The following is a 24,180-nucleotide window of genomic DNA, read 5'->3' on the forward strand; positions in this document are numbered from 1 at the left end:
AAATTAAATGTTAAATATTTGTTCTAAAATTTTTATAGTAATTACGTATGTTGGTTTTACTCCTGTGGTACCTAAACCTCCCGAAGCAAGCGTGCTGCCTGTTTCAAGCGGATTATCTGATGCGTAATATGCATAACGCACCTTAACATTGGGATTGATGCTCTTTCTAATCCTTGATGCCGACTGCACCGCTTTTTGATAATGTGAGCCTTCCATTTCCAGGCCTATCACTCCCCAGCTCGATTCATTAAAGAATTTAAGAAGGTCTTTGTTTTGCAGTGATGTTCCAAGCACCGTTATCATGGGGCCGCTATATATCGGAATACCCTGTCCTTCAAACATCTCAGCTGTAAGCTCGTTCTCAAAAGGATAATTATCGCCTGTACCCTCATTTATATGAGCCGAAGGTATCATTATATCGCCCTTGCCGCCTTCAAGAATACCCGCTTTACCCATTATAGAAACCGATTCTACATTAAGCAGCGTCCTCAGTTTTCCTTCTTTAAACGGTTTCAGCAGCTCATCTATTGTTTCATATGCCTGCTCGCCAAAAGCATAGTCCATAACAACAATAACCGGTTTTTCTCCTGGTGGATTTGCATTTGGAAACGCCGTTTTGGTAAAATCTATTTTAGCAGTGTCAAATATCTGTACGTCTATGTTTGTGCCAGATGTATCGGGCATTGCAATCATACCGTTTGTAAGCGCCACCTCTTCTACCTTATCCCTAAGAGGGCCATTATTTGTTTTACTCAGATCTTCATAGATGCCAAAATCACTTTTGTCCTTGTACTTTCCCTTTAACACATGCGGGGCAAAAACAGAGTTCATTACACTGTGCATATTTGCACTAATAATGTGTATTGGCCTTTCTAAAAGCCCATTTTGCTTAAGCACCATCTTAATGTTATCTGCCCATATCTCACCGTGTATATGGTGACCCAGCCGCTCGCGAAGTATAGGGCTAAAAGTTATTGTACGTTTTGCACCTCCTGTAGCCTCATCCAATGCGAGTTTGCCCAGCCAGTAGATTACATGCAAAAACCGGTCGGGCTGAGCCGCAGTCGCAAAAGCATCATAAATATCAGTAACCTCTGCAAAAGAGCGGCCCAGTATGTTAGACGTATGCGATATAGCCTGTTCCCTTTCTATAAGATTAAGTTTTGCACCTGCCTGGATAACCTGTTCTAACTTTACCCAGTCGCGGGTTATTTCACCATTATCGTCTATTAAAATGCGGTTCTTTATCTTGTGCGATTCTATGTAAATAAACGTAAGATGGGTTAGAATATCGTAGATATCAGATCTTCCTCGTGTAATTTCAACGTTCATCTGCTCATCGTCTATCCTGTAACAGTTCCTTTTTCGCTTAGGCGGAACAATGGCCTTAAAATGCGATTTAGAATAACCTTCGTCTGACGTTAAATTTACAAACCGGCATTCTTCTATCCCCACAGGTAATCGCTCTATGACATAAAGCAAGCCGTTAAGCTCTGCCTTCTCTTCGGCGATAGAACCATATATCTCAGGGCGTAAAGACAACAATGCTTCGCGAAGCGAATCGCCCGACACGCCCATAGGCTTATAGAAACCCCTGTTAAAAAGGTGCCTCATGGTAATGTATAATCGCTCAATTGCCGCCGAAGATTCCTGCGCCCTTGATCGTGAAATATTTTTAGTGCCCTGCATAACTTTAAGTGCCTACGGCAAATGTAGGACTTTATTTTTAGTCATTATCGTAACCTAATTCTTCTTCTTAAGGATGAAAATAACCAACAATAGTTGCTTTTACCTATGTAAAGAAATCTGCAATTTTACGGTCATTGGCTAATCTCGGCAGCTTGTTCTGCCCCCCCAGCTTACCAATAGATTTCATATATTCCTGGAAACCGTTTTTCTGCACTTTCGTTATCACAACCGAACGCAACACACTGCCTACTATTAAATCATCATAATACACGTTCTGTTTTCGCATAGCTGTATCTATCTTCAACGCAAACGCATCCATGTCGGCCGGTTCTCTTTCAAACTCTATCAGCCACTCATGATATGGCAATCCATTATGCGGATTGATCTGAGGGGCAACGGTAAATTCGTTTACTGTAATTTCAGTCCCTTCCATCGCTTCTTTAAGCGCAGTCTCCACTTCTTTACCTATTACGTGCTCGCCAAAGGCTGATATGTAGTGTTTAATCCTTCCGCTTACTATTAACCTGTAAGGGCTTAATGAGGTGAACTGTACTGTATCACCTATGTTATACGCCCAAAGGCCCGCATTGGTAGAAATGACAAGTGCATAATTTACTCCTGTTTCCACCTCGCCAATAGTATATCGGCGCGGGTTTTCGGTAAAAAATTCATCGGCTTTTATAAATTCATAAAAGATGCCGGAGTTAAGCAGCAACAGCATACCTTTTTCTGTCTGTGTATCCTGGTAGGCAAAAAACCCTTCAGATGCGGGAAACAGCTCAATGCTATCTACCTTACGCCCTATAAGATTTTCAAATTTGGCCCTGTAAGGTTCATAATTAACGCCACCGTAAATAAAAAGGCTGAAGTTTTTAAATATATCGCCAACTTTCCTGCCTTCTTTTTGCTGCAGTTTTTCAAAATACATTTGTACCCACGACGGTATGCCAGATATTACAGCCATATCCTCTTTGTAGGTTTCTTCTACAATGGCATTTACTTTTGTTTCCCAGTCTTCAATGCAATTGGTTTCCCAGCTTGGCATGCGGTTTTTTTGCAGATAGGCAGGAACAAAATGGGCAACTATGCCTGATAGCCTGCCAAAGTTGATACCGTGTTTTTCATCAAGTTCAGGGCTTCCCTGTAGGAATATCATTTTACCGTCTACAAAGTCGGCATTGCCTGTTTCATGTACATACGAAAGTATGGCATTACGTGCCGCCTTAATATGAAAAGGCATAGACTCTTTTGTAAGCGGAATATATTTAGCCCCTGATGTAGTTCCCGATGTCTTTGCAAAATACAGCGGCTTTCCGGGCCACAGGATATCTTCTTCCCCATACACTACTTTATCTACATAACTTTTGAGCGCTTCATAGTCGCGTACCGGAACTTGTTTTGCAAAATCAGTATATGTATTTATAGACTCAAAATTATGGTCTTTTCCAAACTGGGTTGCTTTGGCAGCTGCCAAAAGTTTTTCAAAAACCTTTTGCTGGGTTTCCACAGGATGCTGTGCCCACTTTTGGGTGCTTTTGTGAATTATACCCGCGAATATTTTAGCACCGAATGTTTTTAAAGACATTGCCTGTGTATTTAATTCTTAAATCTTTTTTTTAATGCTGCTTCGGTAGTACCGTACATGTATCGTATAGCAAATACCACTATGAAAATTGAAATCCATAACCTAAGATCTTTGGATTCTGGAAGCCAAATTCCGATAATTGAAAAAGCTGCTACCATTATGGCTGCTTTTGCCATTTGTGTGGCAAAGTATTTCTGCGAAAAATCCCATTGCTCCTGAGATCGTATAGATCGTGGGGTACGGTATCCATAAAAATGATTCACTTTCTTTCTTGGAAAAAAATACAGTATGCCTGCCGTTACTAAAAAACAAACAGCAAACATAAGACTAAGCAGAAATGTATTATCTAAAAATGCTTTCATTATTCAAAATCAATAAACTGGGTTGGATTTATAGGGTATCCGTCTTTCCATAATTCAAAATGCAGGTGCACACCCGTAGACTGCGTTCCTGTAGAACCGGCCATAGCTATAACCTCGCCCGATTTTACAATATCACCCTGCTCTTTAGTCAGCGACGCAGCATGTTTATAAACCGATATGATCCCGTCATTATGGCGGACTATTATCACGTTGCCATTAGTAGGTGTCCAGTCGGCCAGGATAACTGTACCCGCCGCAACCGATTTTATAGGTGTGTCTTTTGCCAGGGCAATATCTACTGCAAAATGTTTGCTCTTGCTGCTGTAAGCGTCTGTGATATGTCCTTTAACCGGAGGGAAAAGCACAAGCCCCACTTTAGGTTTTGCCTGTTCAAAAAGATTATATTTGTCTTCAAGAGCTACCTCATCACGCAGTTTTTTATCCGCGTCAGACGGTCCGGGGTCTACATTATTCAAGTCCTTTTGTTCGGCAGGCTGTATGGAGTCACGGCTTAGCTTTGTGTGTTCAAGATCGCCGGTAAGCACTTTTTTTATGGATGCAAGGTAAACACCATTCTCATCTATAATTTTTTGCAGGGAGTCGCTTTTAATAGCATTTTGGGTGGCTTCGCGCTTAAGCTTTGTAGAAGCATACCCGGGAATGTATTCCCTTAGCGGAGTGAAGGCAATAATATAGGTGGTAAGGGCAATCATAACGATACTTATAGATGTTATGGCCACAAATACATTCATTAGGTTTAGCTTAAAAGAAAAAAGTTCTTCAAAAGTGTCTTCGTTCAATATAACCAGGCGGTTCTTAGTGAACAATTTTTTTTTGATTATCTGCCTTTTAAGCCTTTTTGCATTCATAGTAACTCTTTAATTGACAAATATAGTAATACTGCCCTATTTTATGATTTTATAAACAGTAAACATTAAGTCAAATCAACATGTTAAATTAAATTATCTTTATTTAACGCAAACCAAACTTAAATATTTGACGTAAATAGTTGCTGTAATTAGTTTTATATTTAACTTTGCCTTAATAATTTAAATTTGTTGTCATGGGAAAACTTGGTTTAACAGAAATACTGGTAATATTAGTGATTGTTGTACTGCTTTTCGGAGGAAGAAAAATTCCGGAACTAATGAAAGGGCTTGGTACCGGTATTAAAGAATTCAAGAACGCAGCTAAAGACGGTGATGACCACCAGACTTCTGCGCCAAGAAAGCAACAGTCACACGACGATAACAAACTATAATATTTTATATAGTATGACAAAGCCCGCTAAGATTTAGCGGGCTTTGTGTTTTATTAATGAACTGATTAGTAATTCTCTTTACCTATATAATCCATTTCGTTTGTATTGTTGTAAATGTATTGTGTCGATTTGCTAAAAGCCAATATAGGGTAAAAGATATACGGCAGGAACAATACTCCTATAGTAAAGCCCTCGTCTTTACCAAAACTTTTTACAAACAGGTTAACAGCCCATATTGCCCACACTATACCTGCAAACGGTATCATCATCAGCAATAGCCACCACCATGGTTTTCTAATGATTTCAAGCAATACCAGGGTACTGTAAATTGGCACAATTACTGCCCATCCCGGTTTATTTGCTTTTGTATACAGTTTCCACATACTTACAGTAATAAGTATAATGAATGGCAATGTTACTAAAAACATCATTAAAAAAATCTCTACAAATCCGATTCTGTCCATAGTATAGTTGTTTAATTGGTTGCAAATTATAAAATCATTGTAAGCGCTATCCTTTTCCTGGCCTCATCTACTTCGGTCACTTTTACCTGAACGTGCTGGTGCAGTTTTACCACCTCGTTTACATCGCTTACAAAACCTTCCTTAAGTTGAGAAATATGCACCAAGCCGCTTTCTTTAACCCCTACATCTACAAAACAGCCAAAGTTGGTAATGTTATTAACTATACCCGGTAATACCATCCCTGTACGCAGGTCGGCAATGGTTCTTATATTAGGGTCAAATTCAAACACTTTTGCCGCTTTACGAGGGTCGAGCCCCGGTTTTTCCAGTTCCTTCAATATATCTTTAAGGCCAAGAAGCCCAATAGTATCGGTTATATATTTGTCGGCAGGCACTTTTGCAATGGCTTCTTTGTTTGATATCAGGTCAGCCGGTTTGAGTTTCATGTCTTTCGCCATCTTTTCTACTACGGCATAAGCCTCGGGATGTACGGCAGAATTATCAAGCGGGTTCTTAGCATTCGGAATCCTTACGAATGCCGCTGCCTGCTGATAGGCCTTCTCCCCCAGCCTTGGCACTTTCTTTAGCTGCTTGCGGTCTTCAAACGGGCCGTTCTCGCTCCTGTAAGCTACAATGTTCTCTGCCAGCTTCTCACCAATGCCCGAAACGTAGCCCAGGAGCGATTTACTTGCCGTATTGATGTTAACACCCACCGAGTTCACACAGCGCATCACCACGGTGTCCAGTTCGTCTTTAAGCGCGCTTTGGTCTACATCGTGCTGGTACTGCCCTACACCTATCGCTTTCGGGTCTATTTTTACCAGTTCAGCTAACGGGTCGCTCAGCCTTCGCCCGATAGATACCGCTCCCCTAACCGTTACATCATAACTGCCAAATTCGTCCCGTGCTATTTTTGATGCCGAATATACCGATGCCCCGGCTTCGCTCACCACGAATACCTGAAGCGGTTTATCGAACGCAATTTTTTTGATGAAATGCTCTGTTTCGCGCGATGCTGTTCCGTTGCCTATAGATATCGCATCAATCTTGTAGGCATTCACCATAGAACGTATCTTTTTCATGGCGATAGCCGTTTCGTTTTGCGGCGCATGCGGAAAAATGGTTTCGTTGTATAGCAGGTCGCCTTTTTCGTCAAGGCATACTACTTTACAACCTGTTCTGAAACCCGGGTCTAATGCCAGGATACGCTTTTCGCCCAACGGCGGAGCAAGCAATAGCTGACCTAAATTTCCAGCGAATACCTGTATGGCAACAGCATCGGCTTTAGCCTTAGCTTCCTGCAATACTTCATTGCTTATGGCCGGGGCGAGCAGCCGCTTGTAACTGTCTTCTATTGCCAGCTTTAGCTGGCCCGCGGTTTCGCGGTTATTTTTTATGATCGATTGTTCTACCAGTTCGATGGCTTCCTCGTTCTCAATCTCAACCTTAAATTTAATGAAGCCTTCGTTCTCGGCGCGCAGCATAGCCAGCAGCCTGTGCGATGGCGCTTTGGCAAGATTTTCTGACCAGTCAAAATACTGTTCAAATTTCTTCGCCTTTTCGTCTTCCTTGCCGGCCTTTGTAATCTTGGTTGTTATTGCCGCTTTGCGGCCGAAAATCCTGCGAAGCGATTTACGCACGTACACATTTTCATTGACCCATTCGGCAATGATATCGCGTGCACCCTGAAGCGCAACATCTTCATTAACTACCTTATCATTGAGGTATTTTGAAGCGATAAAATCAATATCATCGGCATTTTGTGCCATAATTATTTTTGCCAGTGGCTCAAGCCCGTTTTCACGTGCCGTGTCGGCTCTGGTCTTCTTTTTCTTTTTGTATGGCAGGTAAAAGTCTTCCAGTTCGGTAAGGTCAAAGCTGGCGTTTATCTTAGCCGATAATTCACTCGTAAGAGCGTTTTGCTCAGTAATGCTTTTAATGATAGCATCTTTACGCTTTACAATAGCATCAAAACCCTGGTTTAGTTTTGCTATCTGTTCAATAATCACCTCATCAAGATTGCCGGTGGCATCTTTTCGGTAGCGTGCAATAAACGGAATGGTACAGTCTTCAGAAAGTAATTTCAATGTGGCTTCAATGCCTTTTTTTGGAGCAGTTACCTGTCCGGCAATGTATTCTAGGTTTGTCATCTGGATTTAAAATAGGAACACAAACATAGTGTTCTTATTTTATAAATCTAAACGCCGCAGGGTAGAAATTTTTAACCTGGCCCCTATTTATCTTTATCGCAATTACAATAGGATAAATGAAGTTTATACTACATATAAAGAAAAAGATATACATTATTAAATTCGGGTTTTTTAATGGCCATACCGAAAACATGTGTGTAATTTTAATCAACACATAAGATATAAAAAGCACATTGGTTATTATTGTCCAGAAGATTTGATAATTCAAAATATTGGCTCCCTGCTTTTGGACCTGCATTATTTTGTCACGTTTGTTAAGCCATAATATTAACGGCAGTATAATGTTTCCAAAAGGTATAACGGGAAATACAATTACCGAAAGATGCAGGTACATAAGATAGTTCTTATCCTCAAATTTACCATAGTCAACGATATCCTCTATGTTTATATGCAGGGCGTCACATATTCCTTTCAGGCTGTTACCGCGGGGTTCGGTTTCCCCTTTTTCGATGCGCTGCAATGTGCGAAGATTAATTTTTGCCTGCTCTGAAACTTCTTCCTGCGTTAAGCCTTTTTGCTTCCTGATCTCTGCAATTTTTTTACCGATGGTTTCCATAATTTTGGTTTTGATTTATGGGTCAAAATTAGCCGTGAAGATAGGCTTTTGATAACGGTTTTGCTACGGCATTTTTACGGCATTCGTGTCAAAGGGCTGAATTTATTGATGTTTGGAAGAAAACGATTTACTTACAATTTTTGTTTTTGTTTTATCTGGGATTTCTCCACTCCATTTCATTTCGGTCGAAATGACAGTGATGAACGAAAACTAAATCAATCCTGCACGATAAAATCCTTTGGGTCTTCTTTTTTAAATTCCGGCTGGATGTTCACGTGATTGATGCTGAATTTTTCATACAGCACATCTTCAATTTTGTGCAACAGTATGTTAAATTGGGATAGTGTCATATCATCAGAACAATCAAGGTGGGCCTCCAGGTGAAGTTCTTCTTCATTTAAATGCCACACATGAATATGATGCAAATGGGCGCAGCCCGAAATTTTGTGGACTTCGGAGATAATTTCTTCTATATTAACCTCGTCGGGCGTAAAAAGCATCAGCATGTGTGTTGATTGTTTTAGAAGGTCAAAGGCTACTACAATCAGGTATATCGCTATGCCTAATGTCATCACACTATCTATCCAATAGATTTGAAAATACTTCATAAGAATTCCTCCTATCAGTACAGCTATAGATGCCAGCATATCGGTAAGCAAATGCAGATAGGCCGATTTCATATTCAGGTTATGGTCGGCATCTTTCTTTAAAAGCACCACGCTTAATCCGTTAGCCACTATCCCCAAAGCCGAAAGCCATATTACAAGCGTTGGCGCAATAGCAACCGGATTAAAGAAACGCAGTGTAGCTTCATAGATAAGTATAATGGCGACAACTATAAGCGTAAGCGCATTTACAAAAGCGGCGATCAGCTCTGCTCTTTTTAGTCCGAAAGTTTGTTTAAGTGTAGCCGCCCTTTGCGAAAGCTTATGAGCAACAAAACTAATAACCAGCGACAACACATCGCTAAAATTGTGCAATGCATCAGACAATAGCGAAAGACTTCCTGATATGATACCTCCCACAACCTGTGCTGCAGTTATGATTACATTCAGAAATATAGAAACCAATAGGTTTTTTCCCTCTACGGTATGTTTATGAATTCTTGGGTTTGACACGGTATAAGCCAGTTGGATAAGCCGCCAAAGTTATTAGAAAACAATAACGGGCATATTACTTAATTGTTAATAATTTTTGCCAATGAAAAGGTATAAAAAAAGCTGCAATTACTTGCAGCTCTGTATATCATAATGCTTTTTAGCACGGAATCTTGTTTACCCTTTTCTGGTGACGGCCACCTTCAAAAGGAGTATTTAAAAACGTATCTACCATTTCTATACACTGCTGTATAGAAGTATATCTCGCAGGCAGGCTTATTACGTTAGCGTCATTATGCTGGCGCGCTAGCGCCGCGATTTCTTTTATCCAGCAAAGTGCTGCCCTAATCTTTTGGTGTTTGTTAACCGACATGGCTACTCCATTTCCGCTTCCGCAAATGATAATGCCAAAATCTGCAACACCGTTCTCTACATCATTAGCTACCGGGTGAACAAAATCAGGATAGTCTACGCTGTCAAAAGAATCAGTTCCGTGGTTTATCACTTCTATACCTTTATCTTCAAGGTATTTTACAATAGCTTTTTTGTAATCCGGTCCTGCGTGGTCGTTACCGATAGATATTTTCATGTAAAAATAGTTTAGGCTGTAAAATTATAAATAATTGCTTTGTACATAACTATAAACTTATATAATTGTTCTGTTCAATGCGATAAACAGTTTAAAGGCTATCCTGACACAGACTAAAAATAAAGGTTTATAAACAATGTCTGGACAATCGCATTCCTAAAACAGTTTATTCCTTAAAAATCAATATTTTACATTTTTTAAGCACTTAAAATATATCGATAAAATTGTTAAAATGCAACGATGTTGATAACATTCCTAATCTACTGACTTTAAAGGGAGTTGAAAATTAACATTATTTGTTGATAACTAAAGATGAAAAAAGAGAACATTTTTTAGAAGTCAGCGATATTTTTTCTAATCCAAAACCCAACTTAGAAATCCAAATTTATTTTTTACTTTTTTACAAAATGTTATGAAAACATTAAGAAGAGTTATTAACAACAATTAACAATGAAACTTATCAATAAAAGATATAGAAAAAAGGTAATCAACCATTGTTAATAACCTGTTTCAAAAAATACAAAACATACTGATTTCTAAAATTTTTCATTTACTTAACATTGTTGATAGCTTTGTATAAAATTGTATAACTCTAAAATCGGCAGTCTCAAAAAAAAGTTTTCGCACTTATCAACAAGCTATAATAACCATCAAAAATTTTAAATTTTTAAAAATCTTTTTTTGTTGTTTTTAATAACTGTTGAAAACCTTTTTTCTGATAAGCTTGTTTTAAACTATTTTTAGGTGTGTAGTTGTATTAAGTGTATCCAGAATTTCTTGTACAGTAGCTAAATCGTTTGGATGAACCTTAAGCCTGATACCTCCCATTGCGTAAGAATACATTGGAAGGAGATCTGCCATGGTTTCGTTTTCAAAATAGTACTGAAGTCCCTCATCCTCTAAAAGGTGTCTTAGAATTGTTATTTCATGTGGATAATTAAATACGGCAGCGGTAATAAAGTGTTCCATATAAATGAGTTTCAGTATTATCTGACTATAAAGTTATATACTTATGCGTTATTATTTCATTAAAAATTCTATAATATCTCCCAGTTATTTGTAATTTTCAGCATTATTTTAAGATTATATGAAGAAGAAGAACGGAAAACCGTCAGCAAAAAAGGAAAAAGATTTTTCCGCAAAAATTTACAAGATACTTTCTAAAGACCCTAATAAGTCGTTTAACTATAAACAGATAGCTGCTATATTATTGCTTGATGACACTAAAAGCAGGAACGAGATTATAAAAGAACTCAAGATACTTGCATCTCAGGAAAAGATAGAAGAAACCGAAAGAGGCAAGTACAAAGTATTGGCAAAAGCCGATTATGTAGAAGGGACAATAGACATGACGAGCAGGAAAACTGCTTATTTTGTTTCTCCTGAACTTGAAGATGATGTATTTATACCTACCAACAACCTTAACAAAGCACTTGATAAAGACAAGGTTAAGGTATATATCTATAACCGTAGAAGAGGCAGGAAGCCTGAAGGTGAAGTTGTTGAAATTATAGAAAGGGCTAAGACAGAATTTGTGGGTGTTATAGATATCCAAAAGAATTTCTCTTTTGTATCTACAGCTAACCCTAAGATGTACACTGATATCTTTATTCCTAAAGGAAAAGAAGGCAATGCAGAAAATGGCGATGTCGTACTGGTAAAACTTGACGACTGGCCGGCTAAGGCTGACAGTCCTTTTGGAGAAGTGATACGTGTTCTTGGTAAACCCGGAGAACACAATACAGAGATACATGCCATACTTGCAGAATACGGACTTCCGTATGATTTTCCTATTGATGTAGAGGTATATGCACAAAAGCTTGATACTGCGATACATCCTGAAGAAATAGCAAAAAGGAGGGATATGAGAGATGTACTTACATTTACCATTGACCCGCGTGATGCAAAAGACTTTGATGATGCCTTATCATTTCAAAAGCTTGATAATGGCAATTATGAGATAGGCGTTCACATTGCAGATGTTTCGTACTATCTGGAACCGGGAACTATTTTAGATGAGGAGGCTTATAACCGTGCAACATCGGTTTACCTGGTAGACAGGGTAGTACCTATGCTTCCTGAAGTGCTTTCTAACTTTGCCTGTTCGTTACGCCCGCATGAAGAGAAATATACATTCTCTGCCATTTTCCAGCTTAATGATAAAGCAGAAGTGGTAGAGCAGTGGTTTGGACGTACCGTTATTTATTCTGACCAGCGTTTTGCTTATGAAGAGGCACAGCATATTATTGAAACCGAAGGAAATGTAATTCCGGAAGAAATTTCGATAACAGGACAGGAGTACAGTGTCAGCGATGACATTCGTACTGCTACGCTTAAAATGAATGAGCTTGCTAAAATACTGAGAAGGAAAAGAATGGCAAACGGTGCTATTTCTTTTGATAAGGTAGAAGTAAAATTCCATCTTAACGAAGAAGCAGAGCCTACCGGTGTTTACTTTAAAGTAGCTAAAGATGCCAATCATCTTATCGAAGAATTCATGCTATTGGCTAACAGAAAAGTAGCTGAGTTTATTGGTAAGCAGGATAAGACTTTTGTATACCGTATTCACGACGAACCGGATGAAGACAAGCTTATGAACCTGCAGGGTGTGATCTCTAAATTTGGTTACAGCATTAATTTCAGGGATAAGTCATCAGTATCAAAATCGCTTAATAATTTATTGACCGAAGTACAAGGTAAAAAAGAACAAAACCTTGTAGATACACTGGCGATACGAACAATGAGCAAGGCAAAATATTCTACTCATAACATTGGGCATTATGGTTTGGCTTTCGACTATTATTCGCATTTTACATCGCCTATACGTAGGTATCCTGATGTTATGGCACACAGATTGCTTCAGTATTATTTAGATGGCGGTAAATCTGCCGACGAAGAGGTACTGGAAGAACAGTGTATGCATTCGTCTAACATGGAGAACCTGGCTGCAAATGCAGAGCGTGACAGTATTAAATACATGCAGGTTAAGTATATGTTAGACCATAAGGATGAAGAGTTCTTAGGAGTGATCTCTGGCGTTACTGAGTGGGGTATATACGTAGAGATCGTATCTAATAAGTGCGAAGGCATGTGCCGCATTCGCGAAATTAAAGATGATTATTACACCTTTGACGACAAACAATATGCACTGGTAGGAGAGGTTACAAATAATATCCTTCAGCTGGGTGACGAGGTTTACGTAAAAGTAAAAAATGCCGACCTTGTTAAAAAGCAGCTTGATTTCCAGTTCTTAAAAAAGAAAGACTAAGGCTGTAACAAATAGAATAGTATACAGTCTTTAAAAAGATAAAAACTAAAATAAACCATTATGAAAAAAATGATTGTATTTGCAGCAATCATGCTGTTTCAGTTAGTTTCTGCACAGGAACGTACACAAAACATAGGCGATTTTACAGCTGTAAGGGCTTTTGACCAGATTGATGTACTGCTTGTAAAGAGCAGCGAAAACAAGATTGTTATTAAAGGATCGCGTAAAGATGATGTAGAAGTTGTTACAAAGAACAATGAACTTAAGATCAGGATGAAGTTTAGTAAACTGCTTAAAGGAGATGATATAAGCGTTACCGTTTATTATAATACCAATATAGATCAGGTTGATGCCAGCGAAGGTGCGAGAGTAGCATCTCAGGATATATTTAAAGCTACTGCATTTGCTATAAGCGCTAAAGAAGGTGCTGAAGTAAAGTTGAAATTGGATGTTAAAAAGCTAACATCTAAAGCTTATTCAGGAGGTATACTTGATATTACCGGAACATCTGATAATCATGATATTGTAATCAATACAGGTGGTATTTTTAAAGGCAGGCAATTTATTACTAAACAAACCTCTGTAAGCGTTAATGCTGGTGGAGAAGCAGACGTAAATGCTACCGAATTTGTAGATGCCAGGACTAAAGCAGGTGGTAACATTAACGTTTATGGTAATCCTCCGCAGGTTAATAAAAAGACCTTTGCAGGTGGCGACATCAACATTAAAAGCTAATATCGCATATTAACAATACATTATCCCGGAGCGCATTATATGTACTTCGGGATTTTTTTTGCTTAAAAGTGTAACAATGAAACAAGAGACACAGTCTTTACTATTATATACACAACCAATCATTTAAAAATATATAATTATGAAAACAATTTTTGCAATTACAGCACTTATAAGTTTACAATTTGCATCAGCACAAAAAACTGTAAAGCTTCAGGATTTTAAAAGTATTACCGTAGGAAGTGAGATAAAAATAGATATGGTAAAAGGTAATGAAAACAAGCTTGTTTTTAACGGAGGAGAAGCTTTTGATGTACAGTATAACAATGGGGGAGTGGCATTTGAAGGAGAAGGCAGTGCAACCTTGTATTTTAAAAATGAACTTGAAAGTATTACCATTGGTTCTGATGCAGAAATCAGTGGTAAAGATGAAATAATAGGAAAACATTTTAATTTAACAGCTGGATCTGACAGTGAAGTAGCGCTTAACCTGAATGTCCAGGAATTGCATGTAACTGCTGGATCTGATTCTAAGGTTTCCCTTAGCGGAAAGGCCGGTTCAATGAGAGCTACTGTAGGATCTGACGGAGCATATCATACCGAAGAATTGAAGGTAGGAGATGTCACAGTAAACCTGGGCTCAGATGCTGAAGGAACTGTCTATTCAAACGGAATTGTAAATGCAAATGTAGGCTCAGATGGTTCACTTAAAGTATATGGAAAGCCTAAAAAAGTGAACGAAATAAAAGGTTCGGATGCATCAATCAAAGTGATGTAACATATTTTCTATTAAAGTGGTAATTACGAAATCCCTGAAAAAGTGTACTTCTTAGTGCCTTTTCAGGGATTTTTTTTGATGTATTCTAATGTTATGATTATTTAAAAATTTAAAATGGTAACTTGCATCACTTAATATAATTTGATGTTACAGGATATTTTAAGCGCCATTCCGTTAGGTTTTTTTTTAAGCATCATGCCCGGTGCAGTTTTTTTTGTACTGCTGGAAACCAGCGTTATAAAAGGCTTCAGGGCTGCAGTTGCATTTGACGCAGGTGCTATAACATCTGACATTATTTTTATACTCATAGCCTATTTCAGCAGTTATAAATTGCTTGAAAATATTAAGGATGATCCTTCATTGTTCATTTTTGGAGGATTAATAATGGTTACTTATGGCATCATTTCTTTTCTTAAAATAAAGAAATCGGCTAAGAATGACCTTTTAGATGATGAGGCAAAAGACATCCTTAAAAAGAATTACATAAGCCTTTTTATAAAAGGTTTCCTGCTTAATTTTATCAATATCGGTGTACTTGGTTTTTGGCTTGCTATTATTATTACCTGGGGGCCAAGGCTTGATATGCAGCCGTCAAGAATAATAATATTCTTTATCTCTGTTATAGCTTCATATTTTACATTAGATGTATGTAAGATTCTTTTAGCTAAACAGTTACGAAGCAAATTAACCATTAATAATATTATGAGGATAAAAAAGGCTATAAGCGTAATCCTGGTAGTATTTGGTGTAGCATTATTGTTTCAGGGATTGTTTCCTAACAAAGGAAATAAGATGATAGAACACTTTGAACATTCAAAATAAGATGATTGTCAAAAGGATATAAAAAAAGCTTCAGTATGTACTGAAGCTTTTTTGTTGAGGCATCTAGCGGATTCGAACCGCTGTAGCAGGTTTTGCAGACCTGTGCCTAGCCGCTCGGCCAAGATGCCCTTTGTTGTATGGATGGCAAATTTACATATATTTTATTCTAACGCAAGAAAAATTACACCAAATTTTATTTTCCTTTTTAATTGCTTAAATTTTAAATAATTCGGTATTGATTCAGAATAAGTTAATAATTTCGTAAAAATTTTTTAACATTTTATTATGAAGAGATTCGTATACCTCAGGTCAATTGCCAATTTTATACTTTTGGGTCTTGTAATTACTACGCTAAGCCGATTGATACTGTTTTTTATCTTTAAAGAGAGGATAAATGACACCCCTGACTACTGGTATATTTTTCCGATAGGTTTACGATTTGACCTTATACTTCTATGTTATTTATCGTTTTTACCTTTTTTATTACTAACGTTCATCCCGAATAAACATTTGCATTATATAGACAGGTTTTTAAATACTTATTACATACTTTTTATATCGCTGATACTTATCATGGAACTTTCCAGTCCTGATTTTATAAAACAATATGATACAAGGCCTAACAGGTTATTCCTGGATTATCTTATCTATCCTAAAGAGGTTATGGGCACGCTTATCAAAAGCTACCTGGGATCTATTATCCTTACAGTTGTTGTCATGGGCAGCTTTATCTATCTGTTGGTTAAAAAAAGGAGGTCTTTATTTAGTACCCCTAATGCAGAATATCGTTTTAAGCTTATTATGTTTCTTCCTGTAGCCTTTCTATTATTTTTTGGTGCCAGAGGAAGTTTGACATCAAAAAGGCCTATAAACGGCAGTAATGCCGTATTCTCGTTTGACCAGCTTACCAACTGTATGGGCCTAAATTCTTTTTATACGGTTGCCTTTGCTGCTTATTCTTTAAAAAACGAAGATAACCCCTCGAAGATGTACGGTAAAATGGATGAGAATGAGGCTTACAAAAGGGTTAAAAAATACATGACTGCTGAAACCGGAGATTTTACAGATCCTGAATTTCCTTTATTGCATACCCAAAATCCTGATACTCTTTCTGCCCAGCCTATGAATGTGGTAATCTTTCTTCAGGAAAGCCTTGGTGCAGAATATGTGGGGAGCCTTGGAGGTAAACCGCTTACACCAAATTTTGACAAGCTTACCAATGATGGGTTATTGTTTACCAATCTGTATTGTACAGGTACGCGAAGTGTTAGGGGTATTGAGGCAGTGGTGACAGGATTTTTACCTTCGCCATCTGAAAGTGTTGTGAAGTTAAGCAACTCGCAATCAGGATTCTTTACATTGGCAGACTTATTTAAAGAGAATGGATATGACACCAGCTTTATTTATGGAGGTATGGCGAACTTTGATAATATGGCTTCTTTTTTTAACGGTAATGGTTTTGATAACATTATAGATGAAGAAGATTTTGATAAGGATGGTAACAAGTATGCGCTTAAAGGGACATGGGGTTACAGCGATGAAGATCTTGTTGTAAAAGCCAACGATTATTTTAAAAGCCAGAGGGGTAAACCGTTCTTTTCTATGATGTTTTCAACATCAAATCATGAGCCTTTCGAATTTCCTGACGGTAGGATAGAATTGTTTGACAAGCAAAAGAATACTGTTAACAATGCCATGAAATATGCCGATTTTGCTATTGGTAAATTCTTTGAACTGGCTAAAAAGGAAGATTATTTTAAAAACACTATTTTCATCGTGGTAGCTGACCATAACACAAGGACTTACGGTAAGAATTTAGTACCTATCAATAAGTTTCACATACCGGCGCTTATCATTGGCCCGGGGGTTAAAAAAGGTTCTAAATTCACCAGGCTTTGCAGCCAGATAGACCTTGCACCAACGCTTTTAGACTTTGCAGGAATGAAGGTTGAAACACCGATGCCAGGGCGTAATCTAAAGAAACTGAAGGCAGATACTAAAGGCAGGTCTATCATGCAGTTTCACGAGATTAATGCTTTCAGGATAGAAGACCAGGTAGTAATTATGCAGCCTAAAAAGGAGCCGCTGCAGTTTAAGATTACTAAAGATACTGTACTTATAGAAGTACCGCTGGATAAGGAAATGGCAAAAGATGCATTGGCCCATGTAACCGCTGCATCTAATCTCTACAGTAAAGGAAAATATAAGATGAAACACAAAAAAGCCGGTAAGTAACCGGCTTTTTTTTATCTGTTTTCTTCTATTTGTATCGTTACCGACTGTACATCGCCACCTATTGGAGGATTGATTTTAGAAACGTCCACTATAACATTCATTACTGCAGGAATCTCCTTTAATACCCTGTTTACAATACGTTTAGCTACGTGTTCCAATAGCTTTGAGCGTATTGCCATTTCTTCGGTTACAATTTTATTAAGGTGCACATAATCAACAGTATCTTCAAGCTCATCGGTTTGCATAGAGCGTTTTAAATCTGCCTTTATCTGAAGGTCTACCGTATAATCAGAACCTATTTTAGATTCTTCCACAAGGCAGCCGTGATAAGAGAATGTACGTATGTTTTTGAGTTTAATGATATCCATTTTTTAAAAAGTTGCTTAGTTACTTAGGCGCTTAGTGCCTGAGAATAGGCAACAAAGGTACAAAGTTTTTGAAGTATCAAAATGTTAGCATGGTTTTTTAAAAACTCAGCACCTAAGACCCTTAGTTACTAAGGCTCTCATTAAAAAATTAACTACATTTGCAATCTTATTATTTATAGCTATGTCGACTGAAGAGAGATCACTTAATTTTATTGAGCAGATTATTGAAGAGGATTTAGGAAATGGGTTAACGCAGGATAAATTGCGTTTTCGTTTTCCTCCTGAACCTAACGGTTACCTGCACATAGGCCATGCCAGTTCTATATGCCTTAATTTTGGATTAGGACTTAGGTATAATGCGCCTGTTAACTTGCGTTTTGATGATACAAATCCTGCAAAAGAAGAGCAGGAATATGTAGATGCCATTAAAAAAGACGTACAGTGGTTAGGTTACGAATGGGCAGAGGAGCGTTACGCATCAGACTATTTCCAGGAGTTGTATGACTGGGCCGTTCAGTTCATTAAGAACGGAAAAGCGTATGTAGACAGCCAGAGCAGTGAAGATATGGCAAAACAAAAAGGAACCCCGTCTCAACCGGGTACAGACAGCCCATACAGAAATCGTTCTGTAGAGGAAAACCTTGACCTTTTTGAACGCATGAAAAATGGTGAATTCCCTGAAGGGACACACATTTTAAGGGCTAAGATAGACATGGCATCAAACAATATGCTTATGCGTGACCCTATCATGTACAGAATTTTACACAAACATCATCACCGTACAGGTGAGGCCTGGAAAATATACCCAATGTATGATTGGGCGCATGGAGAAAGTGATTATGTTGAAGAAATTTCGCATTCATTTTGTACCCTTGAGTTCCTTATGCACAGGGAATTATACGACTGGTTCCTTGACCAGGTGTATAGCGAAGGGAGAGTAAGGCCAAAACAGCGCGAGTTTGCACGCCGTAACCTTAGCCATACCGTAGTTAGTAAAAGAAAGCTGTTGCAACTCGTTCAGGAAGGCCATGTAAAAGGCTGGGATGACCCAAGGATGTCTACCATTTCGGGGATGAGAAGAAGGGGTTATACCGCTGCAGCTATCCGTAATTTTGCCGATACAATTGGTATTGCAAAACGTACAAATCTTATAGATGTTTCATTATTAGAGTTTTGCGTAAGGGAAGATTTAAATAAGATTGCCCCAAGGGTAATGGCAGTTCTTGATCCTGTTAAGCTTATTATCACTAATTATCCTGAAGGAAAAGAAGAGTGGCTGGAGGCTGAAAACAATCCGGAAGATCAAAGCGCAGGCTTTAGGGAGGTACCTTTTTCAAGAGAACTTTTTATTGAAAGGGAAGACTTTATGGAAGCGGCCAACAATAAATATTTCCGTCTTACTTTAGGTAAAGAAGTTCGCCTTAAAAATGCATATATCATTAAAGGAGAAAGCGTTGTAAAAGATGCTGAAGGAAATATAACCGAAATTCACTGTACGTATGATACTGACAGTAAGAGCGGTAGTGGTAGCGAAGCAAGCTTGCGTAAAATAAAAGGGACTATACATTGGGTTTCTATACCTCATGCTGTTGAAGCAGAAGTAAGGATCTACGATCGTTTATTTACGCATGAAGCTCCGGATGCTGATAAAGAAATTGACTTTAAAGATTATATCAACCCAAAATCACTGGAAGTTATTAAAGGTTACCTTGAACCAAGCCTGAAAAGTGCCGAAGCAGGGGAGCGTTATCAATTCCAGAGATTAGGATATTTCTGTGTAGATTCTGATACAAATGCCGAAAGGTTAGTTTTCAACAAAACTGTTGATCTTAGAGACACCTGGGCAAAAGTTGAAAGTAAAGAATCATAAAAATAGATTTTATTGATTAAGCTCCGTAATTATTACGGAGCTTTTTTATTATATATATTTACTATTGAATTTTTATTTTTAATAGATAGAATATTAAAAAAATGGCTTTACATAACTATCCGTAATCAATAAATAAATCTATCTAATGTACTTGTGAGTTTGAGTTAGTGAACGTTTCTTAAAACGGCTTATTTTAATTTTTTACCGAGTATGTATTAAAATATTTATAATTATTGTTTTTTACTATGCATTTTTAAATATTTTTAGTTTTATACTATAATATAAAATTACTATTGAAAACAGAATATAATAGTTTTAAGTGATATAACTTTAATATCTGATATTGATAGTTTAAAAACATTAATATAAAAAAGTATATAGTTTTGCTTTATTATATTTAAAAATTATATATTTTAAATTTAATATAGATTTAATCTTTTAAAAGTGGCTTAATTTGATTGTTCCTAATCTAATATTTTTTGTAGGAAAGGTGTTTGTATATTTTATATTCTAAAAGTCCTTAAAATGAGCTTATTTCAGTTTTTGCATAGTTTGGCTTTCAATTAACGGTGCATTAACACCCTACAAATGTTAAAACGGGTATCTTTATGTTATTAATCAAAAAAAAATAATATTATGGCTGGTAAAACAGGAACAATAGTAGCTGTACTTGCAGGTGCAGCAGTAGGAGCGGCAATCGGAATTTTATTTGCTCCGGACGAAGGCGTAAAAACTAGAAAAAAAATTAAAGACGGAGCTCTTGCTAAAAAAGATGAGCTTAAAGATAAAATCAGCGAGCTTACCGAAACTGTAAAAAGTAAATTTGGTGTAGCTAAACAGGACCTTGAGTCTTCTCTTGATACTCTTGTTGCTAATGTTGAGCACAAGGCTGAGGATGTAATTTCGCTGCTTGAGAAAAAACTTGAAGACCTTAAAAATGATGCAAAGTCTAAAGCGGCTTCTGCAAAATAATAAAAAACTTGTATGGCATTTGACGAAATAAAAGAAAACGCGGAAGATCTTAAACAGGAAGTAAAAAAGCTAATAGATGCAAATCTTAATTATTACAAGCTTTGGGGATTTAAGATACTGATGAAATCTACAACCATGATGCTGAAGTTATTTCTTTTGGCTGTCATGCTTATGATCGTTACCGTATTTTTCTCAATTGCCGCAGCGTTAGGTATAGGATACTGGCTACATAATTTTGCCTATGGCTTTCTTATTGTGGGAGTTATCTATCTTATTATGGCTATCGTGGTGTATTATGTACAGGATAAAATTGTTGAAGGCCCTATGTTATCAAGGTTTTCAAGGATATTTTTAAAAAAATACTAGGCAGTTATGAACACTAAAGTATACCAAAGCTACGACGAGATAAACAGGGATTTAGAGATACTTAAAGTAGAAAAAGACCTGGCCTATGCCAAATTCAAAAAAAGTTTAGACGAGACTAAGGATAGTCTACAGCCTATGAACATGATAGGGGAGACTCCTAAAAAAGTTTTAGGAGTGTTGGGTGCAATGTCCGGTCCGTTAAAGAGTGCAGCATTAACCTGGCTCTTTAAAAAGATATTTTAAATAAAAAGTCCCGCTCTATTGGCGGGACTTTCTTTTTTGTTATTCCGGTTGCGGAGCATCCGGTTCATGAGACTGATGAAGATCGTGTGGCGATGAAAAATCGTCTTTTTTGTTACGTTTTTCATTCTTCCTTTTCTCATTTCCTTTCCTGATAGATTCACCTACCTGGTTAGAAGCTGTAAAAGAAGCCACCATATTGTTTAGCATATCGCTGCCAGCTTGTGGTGAATTTGGTAGCAGTATCAGGTTTGAATTTGTATCAGATCCTATCGCCTGAAGCGTGTCATAATGCTGTGTTACAACAATTAATGCCGATGCTTCCTGAGAATTGATTCCTACTTCGTTAAGTACATTAACGCTTTCTACAAGTCCTCTTGCAATCTCACGGCGCTGATCTGCAATACCCTGACCCTGTAATCTTTTGCTTTCTGCTTCAGCTTTTGCTTTAGCTACGATTCTGATTCTTTGTGCTTCAGCCTCATATTCTGCAGCCGATTTTTCCCTGTCGGCGGCGTTAATACGGTTCATCGCATTTTTAACCTGAATATCCGGGTCAATATCTGTTATCAGTGTATTAATAATATCGTAACCATAGGTAGTCATTGCTTCGTTAAGTTCTCTTTTTACAGCAATTGCGATATCGTCTTTGCGTTCAAAAACGTCATCTAATTTTAGTTTAGGAACTTCGGCGCGCACAACGTCAAACACATACGACGTTATCTGGTCATGCGGATACTGCAGCTTATAAAATGCTTCATATACTTTTTCCTGGATAACAACAAACTGTACAGATACCTTCATTTTAACGAATACATTTTCTTTTGTTTTTGTTTCAATAATAACATCAAGCTGCTGTATCTTAAGGTTTATCCGTCCTGCAATTTTATCTATTACAGGTATTTTTAGCTGAAGACCGGCGTGGCGTATGCTCAGGTATTTACCAAAGCGTTCTACAATGACAGCAGTCTGCTGTTTTACGGTAAAAAAAGATGAAAGAAAAATTAAGAATCCAAAAAAGAGGATTACATACAAGAACACATTTTCCATATAAAAGGTTTTAAGTTGATTGGTGGTAAGATACGATTTTCTGTAAAATAAAAAACCTTCCGTAAGGGAAGGTTTTATTATCTATAGTGCTGTAATTGCATTATTAATTCTGCTAATTGTTTCTTCTTTGCCTATTATTGCAATAATATCAAACAAATGAGGGCCTTTTAAAGAGCCTACAAGGCTTAAACGCAGTGGCTGCATAACTTTGCCTATCCCAATGCCGTTTTCTTCCATCCAGGCTTTTACAACGCTTTCTATGTGCGACGACGAAAAATCAAGTATATTTTCAAGCACATCTGTAAGTTTAGTCATTACTTCCACCGTCTCAGGCTTCCAGTTTTTAGCTGCTTTTTCATCATAGGCTGTTGGAGCAACAAAGAAAAAGTCACTTAGGTTCCACAGCTCACTTGCAAAGCTTGCGCGTTCTTTTACAAGGCCTACAATTTCGTTAACTGTTTCAATTGGCCTGTTAATTCCTTTTTCGATCAGGTGATGTGACAATTCTTTAGCAAGAACTGCATTATCCTGTCTTCCAAAATACTGGTGGTTGAACCATTTGTTTTTCTCAGGGTCAAATTTTGCACCCGCTTTGTGTACCCTTTCCAGGTCAAATAACTGAACTAGTTCGTCAAGTGTGAATAACTCCTGATCAGTGCCCGGATTCCAACCTAACAAGGCAAGGAAGTTGATAACAGCTTCCGGTAAGAAACCTTTCTCCCTGTAACCCGAAGATACTGTTCCGTCAGGGTTTGTCCATTCAAGTGGGAATACCGGGAAGCCCAGTTTATCTCCATCCCTTTTAGAAAGCTTACCGTTACCAACAGGTTTAAGTATAAGCGGCAGGTGGGCAAACTGAGGTGCTTCCCATCCAAAAGCCCTATACAATAGTTCGTGCAGCGGCATAGATGGTAACCACTCTTCACCACGTATTACATGGCTTGTTTCCATCAAGTGATCATCAACTATATTAGCCAGGTGATAGGTTGGCATACCATCGCTCTTGAACAAAACCTTATCATCAAGCAGGTTGGTTTCAAACTTTATATCACCACGGATGATGTCTTTTAAATGCAACGTTTCATCAACCGGTGTCTTAAAACGAATAACATAATCTACTCCATCATTAAGTTTTGACTGCACTTCTTCAGCAGAAAGTTTTAATGATGTTTCCATTGTTTCACGAATGGTATGGTTGTAAATAAATGTTTTTCCTTCAGCTTCTGCTGTTGCCCTTAAGGCATCCAGTGTTTCCGGCGTATCAAAGGCATAATATGCCCAGCCTGTTTCTATCAGGTTAAGCGCATATTGTTTATATATTTCTTTTCTTTCGCTCTGGCGGTAAGGTCCATATTTTCCTTCTTTACCCACACCTTCATCAAATGGGATACCGCACCAGTTAAGTGCTTCTATAATATATTCTTCTGCTCCTTCAACGTATCGGTTTTGGTCGGTATCTTCTATTCGAAGGTAGAATACGCCTCCATGTTTTTTGGCAAATAAATAATTAAAGAGGGCAGTCCTTACACCACCTATGTGTAATGGCCCGGTAGGACTTGGTGCAAAACGCACGCGAACTTGCTTAGACATTGTTACTTAAATTTAAGATGCAAAGATACAATTATGAAAATTCCGTCATAGCTAAATTAGATATGTAATTTGATAA

At 37.7% G+C, this 24,180-nt stretch carries 23 protein-coding genes and 1 tRNA gene; 10 read left to right on the top strand and 14 right to left on the bottom strand.

Annotated elements, in window-relative coordinates; translation table 11 throughout:
- Nucleotides 1–3: 3 nt before the first annotated feature.
- From R1T16_RS04810 to R1T16_RS04825, 4 genes are all read right to left on the bottom strand, one after another.
- On the bottom strand, nucleotides 4–1,689 hold the full coding sequence (locus tag R1T16_RS04810) for a DUF6909 family protein (RefSeq protein ID WP_317499944.1): 1,686 nt from the start codon (nucleotides 1,687–1,689) through the stop codon (nucleotides 4–6).
- Nucleotides 1,690–1,792: 103 nt separating this feature from the next.
- Nucleotides 1,793–3,274, bottom strand: coding sequence for a GH3 auxin-responsive promoter family protein (locus R1T16_RS04815; protein ID WP_317499945.1), 1,482 nt, complete (start codon nucleotides 3,272–3,274; stop codon nucleotides 1,793–1,795).
- Between the two features lie 11 nt (nucleotides 3,275–3,285).
- Nucleotides 3,286–3,636 (bottom strand): SdpI family protein, encoded by a 351-nt coding sequence (locus tag R1T16_RS04820; protein ID WP_317499946.1) that lies wholly within the window; start codon nucleotides 3,634–3,636, stop codon nucleotides 3,286–3,288.
- The gene (locus R1T16_RS04825; RefSeq protein ID WP_317499947.1) at nucleotides 3,636–4,505 is read right to left on the bottom strand and encodes a M23 family metallopeptidase; all 870 of its coding nucleotides are present in this window, start codon (nucleotides 4,503–4,505) and stop codon (nucleotides 3,636–3,638) included. The genes R1T16_RS04820 and R1T16_RS04825 overlap by 1 nt, the downstream gene beginning before the upstream one ends.
- Nucleotides 4,506–4,699: 194 nt before the next feature.
- Here R1T16_RS04825 and tatA point away from each other — a divergent pair, with 194 nt between their 5' ends.
- Complete coding sequence (tatA, locus tag R1T16_RS04830; protein ID WP_317499948.1) at nucleotides 4,700–4,897, top strand: twin-arginine translocase TatA/TatE family subunit; 198 nt, start codon at nucleotides 4,700–4,702, stop codon at nucleotides 4,895–4,897.
- Nucleotides 4,898–4,962: 65 nt separating this feature from the next.
- On the opposite strand, the gene R1T16_RS04835 is transcribed toward tatA, so the two are convergent.
- The 6 genes from R1T16_RS04835 to R1T16_RS04860 all read right to left on the bottom strand — a co-directional run bounded on the left by R1T16_RS04835 (nucleotide 4,963) and on the right by R1T16_RS04860 (nucleotide 10,782).
- Nucleotides 4,963–5,361, bottom strand: coding sequence for a DUF5684 domain-containing protein (locus R1T16_RS04835; RefSeq protein WP_317499949.1), 399 nt, complete (start codon nucleotides 5,359–5,361; stop codon nucleotides 4,963–4,965).
- Nucleotides 5,362–5,387: 26 nt separating this feature from the next.
- Nucleotides 5,388–7,511, bottom strand: coding sequence for a Tex family protein (locus R1T16_RS04840; protein WP_317499950.1), 2,124 nt, complete (start codon nucleotides 7,509–7,511; stop codon nucleotides 5,388–5,390).
- Nucleotides 7,512–7,545: 34 nt separating this feature from the next.
- A complete protein-coding gene (locus R1T16_RS04845) occupies nucleotides 7,546–8,127 on the bottom strand; it encodes a helix-turn-helix domain-containing protein (RefSeq protein ID WP_317499951.1) in 582 nt (193 codons plus the stop codon).
- A 215-nt stretch (nucleotides 8,128–8,342) separates the two neighbouring features.
- The gene (locus R1T16_RS04850; protein WP_317499952.1) at nucleotides 8,343–9,245 is read right to left on the bottom strand and encodes a cation diffusion facilitator family transporter; all 903 of its coding nucleotides are present in this window, start codon (nucleotides 9,243–9,245) and stop codon (nucleotides 8,343–8,345) included.
- Between the two features lie 139 nt (nucleotides 9,246–9,384).
- Complete coding sequence (gene rpiB / locus R1T16_RS04855; RefSeq protein WP_317499953.1) at nucleotides 9,385–9,813, bottom strand: ribose 5-phosphate isomerase B; 429 nt, start codon at nucleotides 9,811–9,813, stop codon at nucleotides 9,385–9,387.
- Nucleotides 9,814–10,542: 729 nt separating this feature from the next.
- Nucleotides 10,543–10,782 carry a DUF2007 domain-containing protein gene (locus R1T16_RS04860; protein ID WP_317499954.1) on the bottom strand — a complete coding sequence of 80 codons (240 nt, stop codon included), beginning with the start codon at nucleotides 10,780–10,782 and terminating at the stop codon, nucleotides 10,543–10,545.
- A 118-nt stretch (nucleotides 10,783–10,900) separates the two neighbouring features.
- Here R1T16_RS04860 and rnr point away from each other — a divergent pair, with 118 nt between their 5' ends.
- From rnr to R1T16_RS04880, 4 genes are all read left to right on the top strand, one after another.
- Nucleotides 10,901–13,081 carry a ribonuclease R gene (rnr, locus tag R1T16_RS04865; protein WP_317499955.1) on the top strand — a complete coding sequence of 727 codons (2,181 nt, stop codon included), beginning with the start codon at nucleotides 10,901–10,903 and terminating at the stop codon, nucleotides 13,079–13,081.
- 60 nt (nucleotides 13,082–13,141) lie between these two features.
- Nucleotides 13,142–13,816: a head GIN domain-containing protein gene (locus tag R1T16_RS04870; RefSeq protein WP_317499956.1), complete on the top strand. Its 675-nt coding sequence runs from the start codon at nucleotides 13,142–13,144 to the stop codon at nucleotides 13,814–13,816.
- A gap of 139 nt (nucleotides 13,817–13,955) precedes the next feature.
- On the top strand, nucleotides 13,956–14,591 hold the full coding sequence (locus R1T16_RS04875) for a GIN domain-containing protein (protein WP_317499957.1): 636 nt from the start codon (nucleotides 13,956–13,958) through the stop codon (nucleotides 14,589–14,591).
- A 144-nt stretch (nucleotides 14,592–14,735) separates the two neighbouring features.
- Nucleotides 14,736–15,413: a LysE family translocator gene (locus R1T16_RS04880; RefSeq protein ID WP_317499958.1), complete on the top strand. Its 678-nt coding sequence runs from the start codon at nucleotides 14,736–14,738 to the stop codon at nucleotides 15,411–15,413.
- A 57-nt stretch (nucleotides 15,414–15,470) separates the two neighbouring features.
- Here R1T16_RS04880 and R1T16_RS04885 read toward each other — a convergent pair.
- A tRNA-Cys gene (locus tag R1T16_RS04885) sits at nucleotides 15,471–15,541 on the bottom strand.
- Nucleotides 15,542–15,698: 157 nt separating this feature from the next.
- Here R1T16_RS04885 and R1T16_RS04890 point away from each other — a divergent pair.
- Nucleotides 15,699–17,648: an LTA synthase family protein gene (locus R1T16_RS04890; RefSeq protein WP_317499959.1), complete on the top strand. Its 1,950-nt coding sequence runs from the start codon at nucleotides 15,699–15,701 to the stop codon at nucleotides 17,646–17,648.
- Nucleotides 17,649–17,659: 11 nt separating this feature from the next.
- Here the strand turns inward: R1T16_RS04890 and folB are convergent, their stop codons facing one another.
- Nucleotides 17,660–18,016 carry a dihydroneopterin aldolase gene (folB, locus tag R1T16_RS04895; protein ID WP_317499960.1) on the bottom strand — a complete coding sequence of 119 codons (357 nt, stop codon included), beginning with the start codon at nucleotides 18,014–18,016 and terminating at the stop codon, nucleotides 17,660–17,662.
- Nucleotides 18,017–18,197: 181 nt separating this feature from the next.
- Between folB and R1T16_RS04900 the strand changes: the two genes are divergently transcribed.
- From R1T16_RS04900 to R1T16_RS04915, 4 genes are all read left to right on the top strand, one after another.
- The gene (locus R1T16_RS04900; protein ID WP_317499961.1) at nucleotides 18,198–19,886 is read left to right on the top strand and encodes a glutamine--tRNA ligase/YqeY domain fusion protein; all 1,689 of its coding nucleotides are present in this window, start codon (nucleotides 18,198–18,200) and stop codon (nucleotides 19,884–19,886) included.
- Nucleotides 19,887–20,522: 636 nt separating this feature from the next.
- Nucleotides 20,523–20,858 (top strand): YtxH domain-containing protein, encoded by a 336-nt coding sequence (locus R1T16_RS04905; RefSeq protein WP_317499962.1) that lies wholly within the window; start codon nucleotides 20,523–20,525, stop codon nucleotides 20,856–20,858.
- A 12-nt stretch (nucleotides 20,859–20,870) separates the two neighbouring features.
- Complete coding sequence (locus R1T16_RS04910) at nucleotides 20,871–21,224, top strand: competence protein (protein WP_317499963.1); 354 nt, start codon at nucleotides 20,871–20,873, stop codon at nucleotides 21,222–21,224.
- 6 nt (nucleotides 21,225–21,230) lie between these two features.
- Nucleotides 21,231–21,467, top strand: coding sequence for a DUF6327 family protein (locus tag R1T16_RS04915; RefSeq protein ID WP_317499964.1), 237 nt, complete (start codon nucleotides 21,231–21,233; stop codon nucleotides 21,465–21,467).
- A 39-nt stretch (nucleotides 21,468–21,506) separates the two neighbouring features.
- On the opposite strand, the gene R1T16_RS04920 is transcribed toward R1T16_RS04915, so the two are convergent.
- Nucleotides 21,507–22,514: an SPFH domain-containing protein gene (locus tag R1T16_RS04920; protein WP_317499965.1), complete on the bottom strand. Its 1,008-nt coding sequence runs from the start codon at nucleotides 22,512–22,514 to the stop codon at nucleotides 21,507–21,509.
- A gap of 81 nt (nucleotides 22,515–22,595) precedes the next feature.
- Nucleotides 22,596–24,104 carry a glutamate--tRNA ligase gene (gene gltX, locus R1T16_RS04925; protein ID WP_317499966.1) on the bottom strand — a complete coding sequence of 503 codons (1,509 nt, stop codon included), beginning with the start codon at nucleotides 24,102–24,104 and terminating at the stop codon, nucleotides 22,596–22,598.
- Between the last annotated feature and the right edge of the window lie 76 nt (nucleotides 24,105–24,180).

This window comes from Flavobacterium sp. DG1-102-2 (assembly GCF_033042555.1).
In the GTDB taxonomy this organism is placed as follows: Bacteria; Bacteroidota; Bacteroidia; order Flavobacteriales; family Flavobacteriaceae; genus Flavobacterium.